Source organism: Paraburkholderia sp. BL9I2N2 (assembly GCF_004339745.1).
Lineage (GTDB): Bacteria > Pseudomonadota > Gammaproteobacteria > Burkholderiales > Burkholderiaceae > Paraburkholderia.
The window spans coordinates 3,452,973-3,471,406 of sequence record NZ_SMGP01000001.1 but is presented as its reverse complement, the minus strand read 5'-3'; the positions used below and the strand labels follow the sequence as shown (position 1 = coordinate 3,471,406).

Sequence of the window (18,434 nt, the reverse complement as noted above, 5' to 3'; positions counted from 1 at the left end):
ATGACGTAAACGGTTGCGCTTTCGCGCTCTCCGAGGTTCTGGCAGACTCGTCCGCATGGACCTGCCCGCCGATCTCAACGCCCTCAGCCCGGAACAGTTGCGCGCGCTCGCCGCGCAGCTGATTGCCCAGGTCGAGGACAGAGACCGGGAGATTGATGAGAAGACCCGGGAAGGCGGCGAGAAGGAACGGGAACTGCGTTACCGGCAGACCCGTATCGACCAGTTGACCCACGAGATATCGATCCTCAGGCGCCAGCAGTTCGGCCGACGCAGCGAACAGCTCAGCAGCGATCAAATGAACCTGCTGGATGAAGCGATCGACACGGATCTGGCCGCCATTGAAGTGGAGCTCGAGCAGCTTCAACCACAAGCCACAGTCGAGCTGTCACCCCAGCAACCGAAGCGCGCAGCGCTGCCGGCGCAACTGCTGCGCACAGAGATCCACCACGAGCCGGACTGCACCGTGTGTCAGTGTGGCTGCGAGCGCGTGCGCATCGGCGAGGACATCAGCGAGAAGCTGGACTACACACCAGGCGTGTTCACGGTAGAGCGGCATATCCGTGGCAAGTGGGTGTGCAGAAACTGCGAAACACTGATTCAGGCGGCGGTGCCCGCGCACGTCATCGACAAGGGTATCCCGACCACGGGACTGCTGGCGTCGGTGCTGGTTGCCAAATACGCTGACCACCTTCCCCTGTATCGTCAGGAACAGATCTTTGCGCGGGCGGGTCTGGCGATACCGCGATCGACATTGGGTGCGTGGGTCGGTACGTGCGGCGTGCAACTACAGCCGCTGGTCGACGCACTGCATCAGGAAATCCTGCAGCAGAGTGTGCTGCATGCGGATGAGACGCCGGTACAGATGCTCAGCCCCGGCAAAGGCAAAACACATCGCGCGTACCTGTGGGCGTATACGCCCACGTACTACAGTGAGTTGCGCGCTGTGGTCTACGACTTCGCCGACAGCCGTGCAGGCGAACATGCCCGCGCGTTCCTCGCTGGCTGGCAGGGCAAACTGGTGTGCGACGACTACAGTGGGTACAAGGCCGGTTTCCAGCAGGGCATCACTGAAATCGGATGTGCGGCGCACGCGAGACGCAAGTTCTTCGATCTGCATGTCAACCACAGCAGCCAGATCGCCGTACAGGCGCTGCCGTTCTTCGCTGCGCTTTACGACATTGAGCGCGACGCTGCAGTGCTGGATGCCCGAAGAGCGACGTAAGCTTCGACAGAACCGGGCCAAACCGGTCTGCGACGCACTTCACGAATGGATGGTGGCGCGTATCCGTCAGCGCATCCCGTCTTGAACGCGCGTAAGCACGGTGCGAAGGTGATGGCATCGTAACGACGGAGCAAGGCAATGGACGACGCAACGGGCGAGGCCGTCCCGACGGGCGCACGGCGCCCCCGGCAAGGCGAAGCATTCTGGCGCGAGATGGTCATGGCATGGACCACAAGCGGACTGGGCCTTCGACGTTTCTGTCGTGAGCAGGGGCTCGCCGTCAGTACCTTCGGCCTGTGGCGCAAGAAGCTCTCTGGCGAGGCACGAGCAGGCGTGCGCCCGCTCGCGGTCACCCCGGACGCTGCATTTATCGTTTCCCATCCGGACACCGCACCAGCCACTCCTGCGCCACCGTCGACGGCGGACGCTTTGTCATCTTCGCGTGATCGGGTGACGTTGTCGCTCGCCGGTGTTCGCATAGAGCTGACCGGTGTTCATGCCGAGCGCATCGTGCGTTTCGTGCTCGGACAGCTCGGAGGTAGCCGGTGCTGATCGCAGCCGATGTTCGTGCGTATATCTGCCGTGAGCCGGTCGACATGCGCAAATCGATCGACGGCCTGTCGTATCTGGTCGAGCCACTGCTTGCCCAGAACCCTGTCTCCGGCAATCTGTTCGTGTTCGTCGGGCGCGACCGCTCGAAAGTCAAATGCCTTTACTGGGATCGCACCGGCTTCGCGCTCTGGTACAAGCGCCTTGAACGGGGCCGCTTTCCATCACCGTTAGCGCTCGCGCAACGCGGCTTCACGCTCGCCGAACTCAACGCCTGGCTGGAAGGTATTGAGATCCCGGCACGCGAGCCACATCGCGCCGTCGCGGTGACGCGCGTGAGCTGAACTCGCTGTCGCCTGCGCAGATACAACGCTCCCCCGATCTTGTAAACGTAGCGCGAGTTGGGCATCATGATAGCCATGCCGCCCACCGCCATCACTGTCGCGGAATTGCCGGTCGAGCCCGACGCGCTGCAAGCCTTCGCGCTCGAACAGAACCGGCTGGCATGCGTGCTGTGGGAGCAACTGGAAGCGCTGCAGCACCAGATTGCCCAGGCGAACCGTGCGCGTTTCGGCGTCAGTTCCGAGCGGCTGGCGGGTCAGGCGGAACTGTTCGACGCCGCCACGGAGTTGCCCATTCCTCCTGAGCCGGCGCAGGTTCCGGTCGCGGGCCACACCCGCAAGGGCCGTCCGGCGCTGCCGAAGGACCTGCCGCGCGAGCGCGTTGAATACGATTTGAAGGACGAACAGAAAGCCGCATTCGATTCGCTCGAGCGTATCGGCGAGGAGCGCAGCGAGACGCTGCACTACGAGCCGTCGAGGCTCACCGTCATTGAACATATCCGCTTCAAGTACGCGGCGAAGAAGGATGGCGAGTCGACCATCGTGACCGCAAGTGCCCAGCCTTCGCCGCTGCCGAAGAGCAATGCGAGCGCGAGCCTGCTGGCTAACATCCTGGTCAACACCTACGTCGATCACCTGCCTTTGAACCGGCAGGAGATGCGCTATGCACGACGTGGTGTGCACCTGCCCCGGGCAACGCTGTGCGAATGGAAGCTGGCGGCAGCCGAACTGCTCGAAGTGCTGCTGCCACCGCTACGGGCTCACCAGTTGCAGGCACCCCGCATGCACGTCGACGACACGACGCTGCCATTACTCGAGAAGGGTCGCACGGCGACGCGCACAGCACGATTATGGGGATACCTGGGCGCGGGCCAGCGCGAGGAGAACGGCGTCTGGGTTGACCACCCGCCAGCGGTCGTGTTCGAGTTCGCCGAATCGCGCTCCGGTTCGCATCCGCTGCGGTACCTGCAGAAGTACAAAGGTTATCTGCAGGCGGACGCGTACAGTGGACATGGCGCACTCTACGAAACCGGAGACATTGTCGAGGTCGGATGTTGGGCGCATTGCCGTCGACGCTTCTTCGAAATCGCGAAGGCGCAGAGCAAACCGGGACTTGCGGCGCAGGCGCTGCAGTGGATTGCCAGCCTGTATGCGATCGAGTCGCGGATCCGGGACCAAACACCTGATCTCAAATATGCGGCGCGGCAAATCGATGCGCTGCCGGTGCTCGCACAGTTCCGGCAATGGCTGGAAGGCAACGTCATCGGTTTGCCGGCTCAGGCGCCGCTCGCGAAAGCCTTCGGCTATGCGCTACGCCATTGGCCGGCGCTCGTTCGTTACACCGAGAGCGGTATCCTGCTGCCTGATAACAATGCTCTCGAGCGTCAAATTCGCCCTATCGCCCTGGGGAGAGCCAATTGGACATTCGCGGGCTCGCCGCGTGGCGCCAGGGCCGCCGCCACGATGTACTCGCTGCTCGGCACGGCTCGGCTGAACGCATTCGAGCCCTATGCATGGCTCAAGGACACACTTCAGAAGTTGCCGTCGTATCCTGTCAATCGCGTGCACGAACTGTTGCCGCTCGCCCGTTAAACGCCTAGACATCCATGGACATTCTCGACTCGCTTCGGCAGGCGCCCAGCGCCGAGTTGTATCGCCTCTATCTCGCCATCGGCAAAATGCTGGACGACCCGCGACGTATTCTCGAAGTACGTCAACACTTGCACCTGGGAATGGAGGTCAGTTATATCGGGGGCGATCCGCTCGCACCACCTTCGCACGGAACGGTGGTGGAGCTGCGGCAAACCCAGGCGGTAATTCAGGACAACCAGAGCCGTCAGCGTTGGTCGGTGCTCTACGCGGCGGTTATCCCTGACACTGTGAGCGGCCCAACCCACGCGCCTGCGTCGCCGCCACCGCGAGCTCAGCGAGAGGAATTCTTCATCGGCGACACCGTCGGCTTCACCGACAAACATCTGAGCGAGCGGGTCGGTATCATCGTCCGCCTCAACGCAAAAACCGCGTCCATCGCTGTTAATGATTCGGAAGGTCATTGGCGGGTCTCTTACGCTCTGTTGCGGAAGATCGTCGACATCTAACCGCGCGACACCGTCAACACGGGTTCCGCTGACGGATACACTTCACGAATGGATGGTGGCGCAGCGCAAGCTGGTTTCGGAAGGTTCTGCGATTGCGAAAGCGCTGGAATACAGTCTTAAACGCTGGGAAGCGCTTACGCGCTATCTCGATGACGGCCACGTGCCCATAGACAACAACTGGGTCGAAAACCAGATACGGCCATGGGCTATCGGCAGGTCCAACGGGTTGTTTGCCGGTTCGCTGCGAGCAGGCCAACGCGCTGCCGCCATCATGAGCCTGTTGCGTTCAGCGCAACTCAATGGCCACGAACCGCACGCCTATCTGAAGGACGTTCTCACCCGACTGCCGACCCATAGGGCCAGCGACATTGCAACATTGCTGCCTCACCGCTGGCAGCCGACGGTTGCGCTCGGTTAGTTCAATCCCTCAAGACGGGTTGGCTGGCCGCGTACAAATACCGTGCCTGGGGCTCCCGACGCACGCTAGGAATGGGGCAACGGCGCGAATTGGCCCCGTAGAGTTCTTCCGTAGTTGGCCGTTCGCGCCGAATTGATCCCGCAATATTCGGCGCTAGACATTAACGCGCGGCATACACGCTACGAACCTGGTCAGATTTTTGTCGTAGCTTCATAGGCCGCAACCACCTCTTCCACGTCGCCAAACGCACGGACTCGGCCGTGGTCCATCCAGAGTGCCTTGTTGCAAACGCGGCGAATTTCGGAGTTTGCATGCATCGCGAGCACCACAATCTCGGCCCTACTGTGCAGATCTTGGAGGCGCTCCTTCGCTTTGTGCATGAACGCTGCATCGCCAACACCCATCACTTCGTCAAGCAGTAGGATGTCGGCGTCAACGGCTGTGGAGACTGCGAATGCTAGACGCACGCGCATCCCGCTCGAGTAAGTACGGAGCGGCAAGTCGAGGTAATCTCCTAGTTCGCAAAACTCTGCAATCGCCCGCTGTTTAGCCTTGATCTCCGCATCGCTCATGCCAAGGAGCAGACCTCGCAGCCGGATGTTCTGCATGCCCGTCGAGTTGTCGTCCATGCCGAGGCTGATATCAAGCAAGGGAACCGTCTTTCCGCTGGTGGTCACTATGCCTTGGGTCGGCGAGTAGATCCCAGCCATCGTACGCAGTAGTGTGGACTTCCCAGCTCCGTTATGGCCGATCAGCCCGACGCGGTCGCCCGCTTCGAAGCGAAGCGTCACGTTGTCCAGCGCGCGAACAACAATCACGCCGTCGTTGTCTTCTGCGATGGCGTTCCGACGGCCCATCCGCAGGACCTTCTTTTTCAAGGAACGTCCCTGAACGTCGTAGATAGGTAAGTCGAGCGTTGTGTCTTTCAATTCTATAAAGGTCATGCTTATCTCTTAGATCCAGTACGGAATGCGTTTCAGGTAACGACCGGTGAGCACAAGGGCCAACGTCCACCCGGCGAGTCCCATTCCGATGCAAACCCCCCAGGTCAGGGCGCTAGGCATCTGACCAATCAACGGCTCGCGCACCAGTTCGATCAGGTATGCGAACGGATTGAAATCTACGATGAACGAGAAGCGGCTCATTGCCTTAGGCCGATAGATGATTGGCGTCACATAAAAAGCGATCTGCATGAGTGCGGCGATGATCTGTGGCAAGTCACGGAATCGCGCAGACAAAAGCCCTGCGACCATGGCGATCCAAAGCGCATTCAGCATGTAAATAAGGAATGCCGGCACAAAGAGAGGTAATGTGGCCCAATCCTTTACGCCAAATGCGATCAAGAGAATCAGCACGATGACAAAGTTGTGCGCAAGGATGACCAGATTGCGCCAAATGACTTGCAGAACAAAGATCAGCTTCGGAGTAGAGGCTTGTCGGATATATTGACCGCTGCTGATATAAGCTGTGCTACCTTCGACGACGGTCTGCGAAAATGTGCCCCACATCACGAGACTGACCGCAATAAACGGCAGATACTCCTCCATACTTTGGCCGAAAAGCGTCCCGTAGACGATCCCGATGGAGGCAATCATCACGCCCATGCTGATCGTAAGCCAGAAGGGACCAACCCGCGAGCGGGCGTAACGCTGCCTGACCTCGAGCCAACCCAAGAGTGTCCACAGCCTCCAAGATCGGAGGCTAGAAATTAAATCTGTAAGTATCGGTGTCAGCATTGATATGTCTGTTTATCCGCAATTGATGAATGAAAAGTTGCATATGGTAAGCGTGTGATTCGATAGGCATTTCTATGCCCGGCGCTAAATGCACGCTTGCTACATTGCCTTAGGCCAAGCCAGAGACCAAGCCGGATCGACCGCGATGGCGCCATCGTCGTCCAAGCCAAGGATAACCGCTGGCGCGTGATGGGCGCTGAGCTGCCGAACCGGAGATCACAGGAACCATATTTGTCGGGTTGGCCCGTCAAAGATGAGCAACTGAGACGCTGCCACGGTCTATAGGTGCGGTGGTGAATGTGCGAACAACGATCACCCGCCGCAGGCCGATCGCCCCGTCGAGTCGCTTACAACGGAGTGCGCCGCAGCCCCGAAGCGCCTGGTACCGCGCTCAAGAGGCCGCCTGCCAGAACCAAAAAAGCGCATTAGGCCGACCGTCGATCGAATGATGGGCAGCGCGCGGGGTAGGGTGTATTGTACTTCATCACCTCTTATAACCCGATCTGGCTGACTTCATGCAACGCAATGCTTCACGTTTCCTGCGAATCGTCTAATTTCCTGCGCATGTTTGAAGAAAGGAGCATTGTTTATGTTTTTAAGCCTGTTCGGAACCATCCGACCTTTGCAGTTCACTGTGCCTAAAACGCTCATACCGCCTTTGCAGGCAACGTCACCGGCCCGGCATCCGCAGGCCGACAATTATGTGATGAAAAAGTGCCACCCTGCAAAGATGAAGCTCCTCCCATGCGTCTTTCCGTGTTCTCTGAGCGAACATTGTCGGCGTCTTCGTCGCTCGCGAACACTTGGGAGGCTCTCGACTTGACGGCCTACCGCGCGAGCACGAGACGTACTTGGAGACTTGGTTTACTTTTGTTTCCAGTTTCGGCTGATAAGATAGCGATCTTCCGGATTTACCCTCTTTTTCGTATGCGCCCTGAAAAAAATAACGACATCCAATGCCTTAGAGCCGTGGCGATACTTTTGGTCCTTATTCAACATTACCGCAATCGCCTCCCCACGCTGCCCGGCTACGGAAGACTTTTTGATCATTTCGCCTTTTGGCCTGGGGTGGACATTTTTTTTGCCATCTCTGGACTTCTGATCTGCCATTCATTCTTGCGGGACAAGCGGTTAGCAACCTCACGGCGAGAAGCTTTGGCAACGTTTTGGACGCGACGCTGGGGGCGTCTCTTTCCAACCGTCTTATTCTGGAGTATCGCGTCGGTCTGCATCTCTTTCTTCATCGTATCAAGCCCTGACGTCGAACCCACCAAGATTGCTGTCGGTGCTGCGACTGCAGTTGCCGGAGTTTCAAACGCGTACTGGGTGTATTGTGCACAACACCTCGGCGCGAATTGCGGAAATGCCGACTTTAATAGCGTGACATGGTCACTGTCACTTGAATGGCAACTTTATGCCGTGTTGACTGCTCTCATTTGCATGGTGGGTCGACGATGGGCCGTAGCAGCCATGTTGATCTTTGCCGCTATCATGTCGACATTCTCGGCTGCAAGCTTTTCGACGATGTGGGCATTTCGCATGCAGGCGTTCTCGCTAGGTGCGCTGACATTTCTACTGCTCCAAAAAAATGGGGCGTTACCTGTAATATCAATGCCGCGTGCGCTTGCCATCGCGCTGTTGCTCGCCGGAATATTTGTCTGCATATCAGCTCCAATCCATGTTCCGCAACCGTTCGTACTTCCCACGATCGCTGTCGGTGCAATTATGTGCCTGCTTTCCTCGCTAACTGGGACAGCGTTCTCTCAATGGTCACTAGGAGCGCCGATAATCTGGCTTGGACAACGGTCTTATTCCGTTTATCTCTGCCACCTACCAATGATTATTGTTACCAAGGAAATCGTGGCGCATACAATCGGACCTGCCCTAAACGCTCAAAACGTCATTATTGCTGCAACTATCGCCGGATGTCTCGTTTTTGTCTCCGCAGAATTATCTTATCGATTTATCGAGCTGCCCTTTCAACGGATCGTTGGAAAAAAAATTGTCAATAGCCGTTTTAAGCGACAACGCGATACTGGGACACCGCCAACGTGACCAGCAGTTCGTTCCAGGCGACTGTTCGTCATTCACAACGTAAGCGGCAAATCGACGGAGGTCTTTTCCAGCATACTTCCGCTTTGATGAGACGACCTCTAATCGTGTGACTTCGTTGCGGCGTGCCAACCTCGATAATGGGTGCATACGCGCCGCGCATGGCAAGTTGACAAGGTGATCGAATATCTGGCGACGCCAACTTGCTCCCTCGTTCAACATATCTTTTTGCCGACGAGATTTGACGGCTTGGATTCGCTCGGCATTGGAGCGGTGATGGCCTAATCTTGCAATGCCGGCCTGATCAGGACTGCGGCGACGCCTGAACGTAACCGTACGACCCTGCTTGCAATTACCCACTTTGGAGCGGCCCCCTGAATCGCCGGACACAGTCTCCCACTTAAAATAGCGGGTAGGCATACGACTGGGTTTTGACTAACAACAAGCAAGAAATGATGGAAGTGACGGGGCCGGAGCGCCGGCGGCGGTGGTCAGCGGAAGAGAAGCTGGCGATGGTGCGGGAGAGTTTTGAGCCGGGCAAGTCGGTCTCGATGGTTGCACGCAAGCACGGCGTGAATCCGAATCAGCTGTTTCACTGGCGCAAGCTGCATCAGGATGGCGGCCTGTCGGCGGTCAGTGCCGGCGAAGAAGTCGTGCCAGCTTCCGAACTGAGCGATGCACTCAAGCAAATCAGGGAGCTTCAGCGATTGCTCGGGAAAAAGACCATGGAGAACGAGATTCTTCGTGAGGCGGTGGAGGTAGCGAAGTCGCGAAAATGGATTGCGCGCTCACCCTCATTGCCAGGGGACGACCAGTGAAGCGGGTCTGTGACGTTCTCGGTGTAGCGCGCTCGAATGTGGCGGACAAGCTGGCGCGGCCGGCTGACTGGCGGGACGGGCGTACGGCTCGAAAGACTGACGACGCCGGTCTGGTGGAAGAGATTCGAGTGGCCGTGGCTGATTTGCCTAGCTATGGCTACCGTCGTGTGTGGGGCCTGTTGCGTCGGCAGCGAGAGAACCATCGCGCGGCGACCGTCAATGCCAAACGGGTGTACCGGGTGATGCGCGTCCACGGTTTGCTGCTGGAGCGCCGCCCGGCACCGCCGCGCCCCCAGCGCCCACACGATGGCAAGGTCGCGGTGGCGAAGAGCAATCAGCGTTGGTGTTCAGATGGCTTTGAATTTCGATGCGACAACGGCGAACCGCTGCGTGTCACGTTTGCTCTGGATTGCTGCGACCGCGAAGCGATGAGCTGGGCGGCGACGACCGGTGGCCACAGTGGCGACGTGGTGCGCGACGTCATGCTGGCTGCCGTTGAAAACCGGTTCGGTGATGTCCTGAAGGCGCCGTCGGAAATTGAATGGCTGACGGACAATGGCTCGGGCTACACGGCGGAGAAAACAAGGGCCTTTGCTTCTGACATCGGTCTGAAGCCATTGACCACACCGGTATGCAGCCCGCAAAGTAACGGTATGGCGGAAAGCTTCGTGAAGACGATGAAGCGCGACTATGTTGCCTTCATGCCGAAACCAGATGCAGCAACTGCAGCGCGCAATCTCGCCGTCGCGTTCGAGCATTACAACGAGCAGCACCCTCATAGCGCGCTGAAGTACCGCTCGCCACGCGAGTTTAGGCGCAGGTCCGATTCGTCAACTCAAGTGTGAGGCGGTGTCCGGAAGTACAGGGGCAAATCCACACTTCGGTTCAGCGCGAGTTCGTATCCCAGTTGAATGTCGGTGAGACGCTGCATGCCACGCCACATGACGGTGTTGCCGGGAGGTGCATCGCTGGCTCGGGCAAGGTAGCCACCAAGTCGTGCGACCTTGATTAGATTTCGCAAGAGCGGCGGTGCTTGCGCCGCAGCCGGCAAGTCCGGGACCAGGCGCTCGAGCAGATCCATTTCGGTTGCGTGAAGGCTGCCTCGGCCGGAGCTTGTGGCGCGCATCGGCTAATCATCGTCAGCCAAAATATTCGCCAACTCAGGATGCACAATACGGAGATAAGGTTCGCAAGTCGATCGGCGGTGCGCAGCTTCGAGTCCTCGGCCTTACATCCGGATTTGAGGATCTTGTGGAAAGTTTCGATCTTCCAACGCATGGCATACCAGTCGAGCTTCTCGATTGCTTCTGCACGCGATTGGACCGGGAGATTGGTCAGCAGCTTCCACTCGATGCCGGGACGCCCGGGCGGCACATTGCGCTCTTGCGCATGGATCACCGTCAGTTGCGGAGCCAGGTAACGGCTTTGCTTGCCAATGGGCGGCAACACTGTCATGCGCTGGTAACGAAGCTCAAGGGTTACAGTCATCGGATGTCCCTTCGCGTCGCGGACCTCGACACGGTGTAGCCCTTTAACTTTAACCTGTTCCATTTCGTCTGCGATGGTGTGCTGGCCATCTCCGGCGAGCCGGTCAACGCAGGTCCGCACAAGAAAGAAGGTGCTCAGGTCGTGCGCCGTGCAAAACAGTTCATAAATGTCGCTTTTCCGATCGCCGACGTGAATGCAACGGACTGGGTCGCCGAGCAGTGTATCTGTTTGGCGCATGTTCTCGCGCCAGCGATAACTTTCCTTTTCCTCAATTGGTACGCTCGTCGGATTGACGTGGCGCTTGAGCGCCGTAGTACCCTTGAACCTACTTCGGGTCCAGAACTTCACTGCGGACAGACCCAACGGCAACCCTTCGGCAGTAACAACCAGACTCGAATGCATCAGAATGCCGCATTGTGTTAGCGGCTTTAGCGAACCATTCTTTTGACACTTGATGATCATCTTGCCTGTATAGCCGATCAGCTCTGGGCGCTCCCGCTGATACGAGAATGTCGTCGTATCCTGGAGGATCAGAATGGGCCCTCGCGTCGACCGGAAGCGATCCGCACTCGCCTGGAAATGACCGCTCAGAATATCCTGCTCGCTGACCCGATCATTGGACAGAAATCGGTAAGCCGCCTTCGTCGAAGCCCAATCCTGACATGCAAAAGGAATCGTTTCGCCCATGCCTGACCACAATCGCTCCAGCACCACGCCAAAGCGCTTGCGCAATCTGACATCCTGAAATTTGCTCGCCTCGATCTCCTTCTCAATCCAGGCTCGCTCGTCCGCTCGCTTTTTTTCAGCCATCTCGCTCGCGCAATGACTATATAACGCGTGCCAGGTTACCAGATTTCGCGGCTGAAATGTGGGTAATCACAAGGCTGGCGCCACGCTTACGTCCGTTCGTAAAGGGCGACAACAATGATTTTGTCGACGCGGAAGCGATCTGTGAGGCCGCGTCACGTCCTTCGATGCGCTTCATCACGCCGAAGACCGAATCGCAACAAACACTGTCAGCCTTGCATCGTGTGCGCGAGTCGTTGACTCGTAATCGCACGATGACCATCAATCAGATTCACGGCTTTCTGTTCGAATTCGGTCAGCTTGCCGATCGGTCTAACAGGCATCGCGCACCTGCCGGCCGTGCTTGCAGCACACTCCCTGCCCCCCGTCTGGTTTCTATCCTTGAACGCTTACACGTTCATTCCAAATACTTCAGCAAACAGATTGTCGAAATCGACAAGGATATAAAGATGCAGCTTGCCGACGACGACCTCGGCCAACGTCTGCTGAGCATTCCTAGCGTAGGGCCTATCACAGCTAGCGTGCTCGCCTCCGAGATACGTCGTATTGAGCGTGTCGCTAGTGATTCTCTATCCGCGCTTCGGCGCCGTGCCAGTCTGGTTCGCGACTGTGTTCGGCGCGCTTATCCTCGGTTACGCGATGAATAAGCTGGTCGAAGTTCCTTCGCAGAATGGCGCGCGAGCTTTGCGCCGTAAGTTCTCGCCGAAAACGGCAGCTTATTCGGTGAATGGCGTAAATGTGCGTCCGTGAGCCAGCAGGGCGCTGATCAGCCGCGGAACGGCAGATGCATCCGCGTGCTGAATTAGCAAGCTCCCAGCATGCAATAACACGCCGTTAATGACTGACAGCTTGCGGCGCTGTCGTTCAATGCTGGGCGCGAAAGACCCACCACTTCGCGAATGCGAAGTTGACGAACATGCCGACGATCGAGCCCACCCCCAGCGCGATGAGCGGCGCAACGGTCACCTTGGGCAGGAACAGCAGCATGACCACATAGGTCCCGTAGTTGCATGCGCCTCCCACCGACATGGCGGCCAGATAACGCACCCATTCGGTCCAGAGCGACTCCGTCCGCTTCACCACGAAGGTCATGCGGCGGTTGATCTGCCACGTTGCGAAAGCTGCGCAGAGAAAGGAGACGACGCGGCCGAGATATGGCCCGAGGCCGATTGCCAGCGCCACATACAGCACGCCGGCATCCACCAGAAAGCCGATGGCGCCGGCAATGGCGAACCTGAAAAACTGGGTGCGCATTTACTGGCTTTGCTCCTGCTTGCGCGACGCAGGGATGGCGAGGTACACCAGCCGCTTGACCTCGATCCGGCCGCGCGTCACGGTATCCAGAACGATGCCGCAGATCAGCAGAATCGCGCCGAGCAGCATCAGCGCGGTACTGAGCAACGCGGTGGGCAGGCGCGGCACGAGCCCGGTCTCGACGTAGGTTTCGAAGACCGGAATTGCCAGCAGAATGGACAGCAGCGCGCAGATCGCGAAGCCGACCGTGAAGAACGCGAAAGGCTTCTCGCTTTTGACCAGTTTGAAAATGGTCATCAGGATACGGAAGCCGTCGCGATAGGTGTTCAGCTTGCTCTCGGAGCCTTCCGGGCGCGAGATGTAGCGCGTGGGCAGTTCGGCCACGGGCATGCGCATGCCGAGCGCGTGCACCGTCAATTCCGTTTCGGTTTCGAAGCCCGATGCATGGGCCGGGAACGACTTCGCATAGCGGCGCGAAAAGATCCGGTAACCCGACAGCATGTCCTTGAACGTGCGGCCGAAAATCGATGCCACGCATTGCGTCAGCATGATATTGCCGAAGCGGTGGCCCAATCGGTAAGCGGCCTGTTCGTCGGTGACGCGGGAGCCGACCACCATGTCCAGCCGCTCCTCGGTCAGCTTGCTGATCAGTGCAGGCGCAACGGATGCGTCGTACGTCGCGTCGCCATCCACCATCACGTACACGTCGGCTTCGACGTCCGCGAACATGCGGCGCACGACATTGCCCTTGCCCTGCAGCGGAACCTTGATGACGTCCGCGCCCGCTTCGCGAGCGACACGTGCGGTGTCGTCCGTCGAGTTGTTGTCGAAAGCGATGATGGAAGCCTCGGGGAGCGCGCGTCGAAAATCGCGAATCACCGTGGCGATCGTAGCTGCCTCGTTGTAGCAGGGAATCACGACGGCGACGGTGCCTGGGTTGAAGTCTTGCATTGGCGATTGTGTTCTGGGTTTGACGGTCTAAAGTGCGGCGAGCTGCTTTTGCGCTGGCTGCGGAGCATGTTATGCAGGCCAGACCCAAATTCGGCGAGTGGCGTAATGGTAGCGCATACGAAAGCCGGCTCTTTCCGGTTGGTCTGTCAGACGGGCATGGCGGCGCGTCTCGATGTGGTTGACATGCCGAGTTCCACCAGCATCATCAGCAGGCCGATTGCGAAAGCAACGAACGCCCATTCGATATGCGGAGGCCGGAATACGAATTGAACCTTGGATGTGCCCGCGGGGACGTCGATTTGCTGGAAAATTTCGTCAACCTGACGAAGCGCGGTTTCCTGTCCGTTGACGAAGGCTCGCCAGCCCGGCATGTAGAGCTCCAGACGCGTGAGCGTCGTGCGTCGCGTACAGTTGGCGCGAAGTTCGCCGCGCGTTGCCGCTGCCAGCGAGCACGCCGGTGCGTCGAAGTATGGACGCGGGTTGTTCAGTTCGTAGATGCGCATGTTGGTGTCGGCGGCGACTTGCTTGATGCCGATCGCTTTTGTTTGTTCCGGCAGCGGGGCATTGATGCTGGTCAATACGTATCGCGTGCCGATGGAAAGATAGTTCGGCAAATTCTTCAGCAAGCTGTCTTGCGAGGACGGGCCGGCCGCATCCACGCGCGACGAACCCGTGAATAGAATAGGCGGAGCATTGGCGTCTAGCTTGCTGGTGACGAAGTCCGTCCAGATGCGGGGAATCGGCAAATCGTTATGGTTGATCGACGCGATTCCGAAGTAGGAACCGTAATTCGGTTGCACCGGACCGAGCGTGACGAAGCGCTGCATGCCGAGATTGGCCTGCAGGAATCGCACGCCCGCCAGATCGACTTTGCCATGCGACGGATTGCTCATGACCGGCGCGATGAAATACAGCGCGCTTTCGACGGCGAGAAGCATCGACAGCGTGAGCGCGAAGCGCTGCGAACCGGCGTTGCGACGTCCGGCGAAAACGACGAGAGCAAGCGCGGCCAGCAGCAGTCCAGTAAAGATCACCGCTCCCAGTACATATCGTCCATGTGGCCTGAGGCCCGCACCATGGGCAATCGCGCATCCCGCGACGAGCAGGACGAGTACCGCGACGTAGGCATATTTGAGCTGTCGTTGCAGAAGCCCGCTCGCGGCGTCGTTGAGCGCGAGCGCCGCGAGGACGCACAGACTGAATTCCCAGGAAGGCGGCAGATACCGGAAGAACGCCGCCAGTTTGAGGCCGGGGATGATCCACACCAGCGCGCTCGCGCCGGGCAAACCGTACGACATTGACACGGTCACGACGACCCACAGGGCGAGCATGACCCGCAGGCCACGGTATCGCTGACCGACGATGCCGCACAGCGCGAGCATCACGAGGACAATGCCTGCGTATCCGCCAACGCTTCCCCAGAAACCGCCCGCGGCGGGATCCTGAAAGATGCCGCCAAAAATGTACGGAACGAGCGTGGCGATCAACACCGACGCGGGCAAGTGCATGGATGCAAAACCATCGCCCTCGTGGCCGCCAGTAAAGCTCAACGGCAGATAGTCGAAAAATGCGATCAGGATGGGCGCCGACAGCATTAGCGCGACCACGCCACCAAAACAGACGCGCCGTAGAAAACGCAGGCGCAGCGCCGAAGGCAGCGCTGCCGTTCGCACCAGCGTCCAGCAAAGAATAAGCAGTCCGTCGAGATAGGCCATCTCCGGGAAGCCGGCATACAACGCTGCGACGAGCCCGATCGTGATCCAGAAGGCGCCGCCGCGACGGCCATTGGCGACGCGCTCGATGGCGATTTCGACGCCAATCAGCGTGAGCGGCAGGAACGCAATCGGATTGATGACCGCGTTGGCGAGCCACGCAAACGTCCCGTTGAACTGGAAGGCGAGCGCGGCGGCGACCGAGCCGACTTGCGCGATCCGCATTCTGCGCAACAGCACGTAAGTCGACACGCCGGCGATGATCTGTAGCGCAAGGTGCATGTACAGCTGGCCATTCTCGAAGTACAGCAGCCATGTCAGTGGGAACAGCGCCGCGGACTGCATTTCGCCGGCAAGCGGCGTGCCGACGCCTTCGTAGTAGTTCCACCATGGCCACTGCCCATGCAAGATGTCCAGAATCGCGCGATGTCCCAGCGTGTGACTGGTGAACGCGATGTTGGGGTCGATGGTGGGGTAAGGCGGGAAGCCGCCGAATGGACCGTGCTGCAAGCCTTGTTGCAGACCCGCGTAGAGCAAGGTCGGATCAGCGTTCAGCAGGCCGAGTAATAGCGGCGCTTTGACTAGCAGCGGAGCAAGGCATAACAGAATGACAGCGGTGATGGCAATGCGGTGCGTTGAATCGCCCGCATCTTTTATGTCTGGCATATCGCGGCATCTCATTATGGTTCTGGCGTGCGAACCGTGTCGTTCATCGTCACGATGAAGGTGTCGTGGACTTCGGAAAAGGCGACATTCTACAGGGCGGTGTATTCCGAGCCTGAGGGCGGATCGTGCGAGCACGGCCTTCACGAAGCGAATATCGGACCGGTCCTGTCCCATTTTTTTGGGTAAGCGGCCGGCGGCCGGTTTGCGCGCAGCACGCACGATGCCGCAGGGGACCGAGAGTCGGCCCGGCCAGACGAATCCAGCATAAAATAGCGCCGGTTCACGGCTAGCGGCCGGTTGTGCAGTGAGGGCTGCGCCGCCGAGTCCCGCGGGGCGGCAGCGCCGCGCGAATAGTCCCCTTTTTCAGGCTCGACGGTAACCGTAGCCGGCGAGCCGTAACAAAAGGAAAAGCCAGTTGCCGAAGGCGGCGGATTTGCGCAAACTGCGGCCTTGTTGCGGCCATACAACGAATTGTCGTTCCCAAGTGTCGTCCATAAGGCACGCAGTCCAACTTACATGAATGCTACTAGCGCGCCGCGTCCTGAACTTGAGGGCTTGTCTGTTTCCGTGGTCGTCTATCGGCCGGATCAGGCACAACTGGCCACCACGTTCGCCAGCCTCGGTCATGCCTGCGCGGCACTTCGCGCCACGCGGCCGGGCCTGCCGGTTCACCTTTATCTCGTCGACAACGGCGGCCTGCCGGACGAACGTGCCGCGTTGGACGCATTGAGCGCCCAAGGCGTCACCAGCACGATCCTCAGCGGTCACGGCAATGTCGGCTACGGTCGTGGCCACAATCTGGCCTTCGAGCGCGCCGTCGGCCGTTACCACCTCGTGCTCAATCCGGATATCGACCTGGACCGCCACGCGCTACTGCGCGCGCTCGAATTTTTCGAGGCCAATCCGGCCGCGGGCTTGTTGACGCCGTGGATCGGCGACGAAGCAGGGCATCAGCAGTTCCTCTGCCGCCGCTATCCGACGTTGCTGGACCTGTTCGTGCGCGGCTTTCTGCCGGCAGGATTGCGACGGCTGTTCCAGCGCCGCATTGCCCGCTACGAGATGCGCGACGTGATCAACGACCGGGACATCTGCTGGGATCCGCCCATTGTCAGCGGTTGTTTCATGCTGTTTCGAACGAACGTGCTGGAAAAGCTTCGAGGCTTCGACACACGCTATTTTCTGTACTTCGAGGACTACGATTTGAGCTTGCGCGCACATGACGTTACCCGTGTCGCCTACGCGCCCGCGGTGCGCGTGCTGCATCACGGCGGCGGTGCCGCGCGCAAAGGCTCCGCGCACGTCCGGATGTTCCTGGCGTCTGCGTACAAGTTCTTCAACCGCTTCGGCTGGAAGTGGCTATGAGCCGCGTGCTGGTGACGGGCGCCAATGGGTTCGTCGGCGAGGCGTTGTGCCGCGTCTTGATGCAGTCCGGCCATACGGTCTGCGGACTCGTGCGTCAGGCCGGGCAGCTCGAGCGGGGCGTAAGCGAGTGGGTCGAGGTTCAGGCGGATTTTGCCGGCGTCGACGCCGGCTGGCCCGCCGCGTTTCAGGTCGATTGTGTCGTGCATCTGGCGGCACGCGTGCATGTGATGCATGATACCGCGGCCGATCCCGACGCCGCGTTTCACGCCACCAATGTCGAGGCCGCCTTGCGCGTCGCGAAGGCGGCGTGGCGTTATGGCGCGCGGCGTTTCGTCTTCGCCAGCAGCGTCAAGGCGCTGGCCGAGGGGGACGCGGGTCGTCCGTTGCGGGAAGATGACCCGCCGGCGCCGCAGGACGCCTACGGGCGCTCGAAGCTCGCGGCCGAACAGGCGCTGGTGCGCTACGGCGAGGAAACCGGCCTGGAGGTGGTGATCGTGCGTTTGCCGCTCGTCTATGGCCCGCGAGTGCGCGCCAATTTCTTGCGGCTGATGGACGCGATCTGGAAAGGCGTACCGCTGCCGCTCGGCGCGATTGACGCGCGCCGCAGCCTCGTCTACGTCGACAACCTAGCGGACGCGCTGATGCATTGCGCGACCGACCCGCGCGCCGCGGGTCAAACGTTCCATGTCGCCGACAGCGATGCGCTCACCGTGGCGGAGCTCGCACGTTCGCTCGGGCGGCATCTGCACAAGCGCGCCCGCTTGCTGCCGGTGCCCGCGAGCTGGCTGAGGCTGGCGGGCCGCTTGACGGGGCGCACAGCGGCCGTCGACCGGCTGGTGGGATCCTTGCAGCTGGATACAGGCCGGATCCGCACGGTGCTGGGCTGGCGGGCGCCGCATTCCACCGATGAAGGGCTGGCCGCGACAGCCCGTTGGTACCGATCCACGCATTGAGGCGCG

14 protein-coding genes and 3 pseudogenes are annotated in these 18,434 nt (G+C 59.6%); 11 read left to right on the top strand and 6 right to left on the bottom strand.

The window, feature by feature from the left end:
- Window positions 1-55 precede the first annotated feature (55 nt).
- The 6 genes and pseudogenes from B0G74_RS16010 to B0G74_RS15985 all read left to right on the top strand — a co-directional run.
- Window positions 56-1,283 (top strand): annotated as a pseudogene (locus B0G74_RS16010) (IS66 family transposase); the annotation flags it as partial.
- Window positions 1,284-1,360: 77 nt separating this feature from the next.
- Complete coding sequence (locus B0G74_RS16005; protein WP_132375852.1) at window positions 1,361-1,774, top strand: hypothetical protein; 414 nt, start codon at window positions 1,361-1,363, stop codon at window positions 1,772-1,774.
- Entirely contained in the window at window positions 1,768-2,115 is a 348-nt protein-coding gene (gene tnpB / locus B0G74_RS16000; protein ID WP_179707317.1) for an IS66 family insertion sequence element accessory protein TnpB, read from the top strand. The genes B0G74_RS16005 and tnpB overlap by 7 nt, the downstream gene beginning before the upstream one ends.
- Window positions 2,116-2,190: 75 nt before the next feature.
- Window positions 2,191-3,705 carry an IS66 family transposase gene (locus tag B0G74_RS15995; protein WP_207915653.1) on the top strand — a complete coding sequence of 505 codons (1,515 nt, stop codon included), beginning with the start codon at window positions 2,191-2,193 and terminating at the stop codon, window positions 3,703-3,705.
- 14 nt (window positions 3,706-3,719) lie between these two features.
- Window positions 3,720-4,211, top strand: a complete 492-nt coding sequence (locus B0G74_RS15990) for a hypothetical protein (protein WP_132375851.1) — start codon at window positions 3,720-3,722, stop codon at window positions 4,209-4,211.
- Between the two features lie 22 nt (window positions 4,212-4,233).
- Window positions 4,234-4,629: pseudogene (locus tag B0G74_RS15985) on the top strand (transposase); the annotation flags it as partial.
- Window positions 4,630-4,820: 191 nt separating this feature from the next.
- Here the strand turns inward: B0G74_RS15985 and B0G74_RS15980 are convergent.
- Both B0G74_RS15980 and B0G74_RS15975 read right to left on the bottom strand, forming a co-directional pair.
- Complete coding sequence (locus B0G74_RS15980) at window positions 4,821-5,573, bottom strand: ABC transporter ATP-binding protein (protein WP_132375850.1); 753 nt, start codon at window positions 5,571-5,573, stop codon at window positions 4,821-4,823.
- Between the two features lie 9 nt (window positions 5,574-5,582).
- Window positions 5,583-6,365 (bottom strand): ABC transporter permease, encoded by a 783-nt coding sequence (locus B0G74_RS15975; RefSeq protein ID WP_132375849.1) that lies wholly within the window; start codon window positions 6,363-6,365, stop codon window positions 5,583-5,585.
- Between the two features lie 819 nt (window positions 6,366-7,184).
- On the opposite strand from B0G74_RS15975, the gene B0G74_RS15970 reads away from it, so the two are divergent.
- Window positions 7,185-8,420 carry an acyltransferase gene (locus B0G74_RS15970; RefSeq protein ID WP_165923863.1) on the top strand — a complete coding sequence of 412 codons (1,236 nt, stop codon included), beginning with the start codon at window positions 7,185-7,187 and terminating at the stop codon, window positions 8,418-8,420.
- Window positions 8,421-8,869: 449 nt separating this feature from the next.
- Window positions 8,870-10,080, top strand: a protein-coding gene (locus B0G74_RS15965) for an IS3 family transposase (protein ID WP_132376965.1) whose coding sequence is annotated in 2 segments (ribosomal slippage) — window positions 8,870-9,194 and window positions 9,194-10,080 — 1,212 coding nt in all. Because the reading frame shifts where the segments join, the coding sequence is not laid out codon by codon here.
- A 163-nt stretch (window positions 10,081-10,243) separates the two neighbouring features.
- Here the strand turns inward: B0G74_RS15965 and B0G74_RS15960 are convergent.
- The gene (locus tag B0G74_RS15960) at window positions 10,244-11,533 is read right to left on the bottom strand and encodes an IS4 family transposase (RefSeq protein ID WP_207915652.1); all 1,290 of its coding nucleotides are present in this window, start codon (window positions 11,531-11,533) and stop codon (window positions 10,244-10,246) included.
- A 74-nt stretch (window positions 11,534-11,607) separates the two neighbouring features.
- Here B0G74_RS15960 and B0G74_RS15955 point away from each other — a divergent pair.
- Window positions 11,608-12,069 (top strand): annotated as a pseudogene (locus B0G74_RS15955) (transposase); the annotation flags it as partial.
- Window positions 12,070-12,394: 325 nt separating this feature from the next.
- Here the strand turns inward: B0G74_RS15955 and B0G74_RS15950 are convergent.
- The 3 genes from B0G74_RS15950 to B0G74_RS15940 all read right to left on the bottom strand — a co-directional run bounded on the left by B0G74_RS15950 (window position 12,395) and on the right by B0G74_RS15940 (window position 16,113).
- The gene (locus B0G74_RS15950; RefSeq protein WP_132375847.1) at window positions 12,395-12,784 is read right to left on the bottom strand and encodes a GtrA family protein; all 390 of its coding nucleotides are present in this window, start codon (window positions 12,782-12,784) and stop codon (window positions 12,395-12,397) included.
- Complete coding sequence (locus B0G74_RS15945; RefSeq protein ID WP_132375846.1) at window positions 12,785-13,735, bottom strand: glycosyltransferase family 2 protein; 951 nt, start codon at window positions 13,733-13,735, stop codon at window positions 12,785-12,787. It lies immediately after the preceding gene.
- A gap of 146 nt (window positions 13,736-13,881) precedes the next feature.
- On the bottom strand, window positions 13,882-16,113 hold the full coding sequence (locus B0G74_RS15940) for a hypothetical protein (protein ID WP_132375845.1): 2,232 nt from the start codon (window positions 16,111-16,113) through the stop codon (window positions 13,882-13,884).
- 516 nt (window positions 16,114-16,629) lie between these two features.
- Here B0G74_RS15940 and B0G74_RS15935 point away from each other — a divergent pair.
- Both B0G74_RS15935 and B0G74_RS15930 read left to right on the top strand, forming a co-directional pair.
- Window positions 16,630-17,475 (top strand): glycosyltransferase family 2 protein, encoded by an 846-nt coding sequence (locus B0G74_RS15935; protein ID WP_132375844.1) that lies wholly within the window; start codon window positions 16,630-16,632, stop codon window positions 17,473-17,475.
- On the top strand, window positions 17,472-18,428 hold the full coding sequence (locus tag B0G74_RS15930) for an SDR family oxidoreductase (protein ID WP_132375843.1): 957 nt from the start codon (window positions 17,472-17,474) through the stop codon (window positions 18,426-18,428). The genes B0G74_RS15935 and B0G74_RS15930 overlap by 4 nt, the downstream gene beginning before the upstream one ends.
- The last annotated feature ends 6 nt before the right edge of the window (window positions 18,429-18,434 follow it).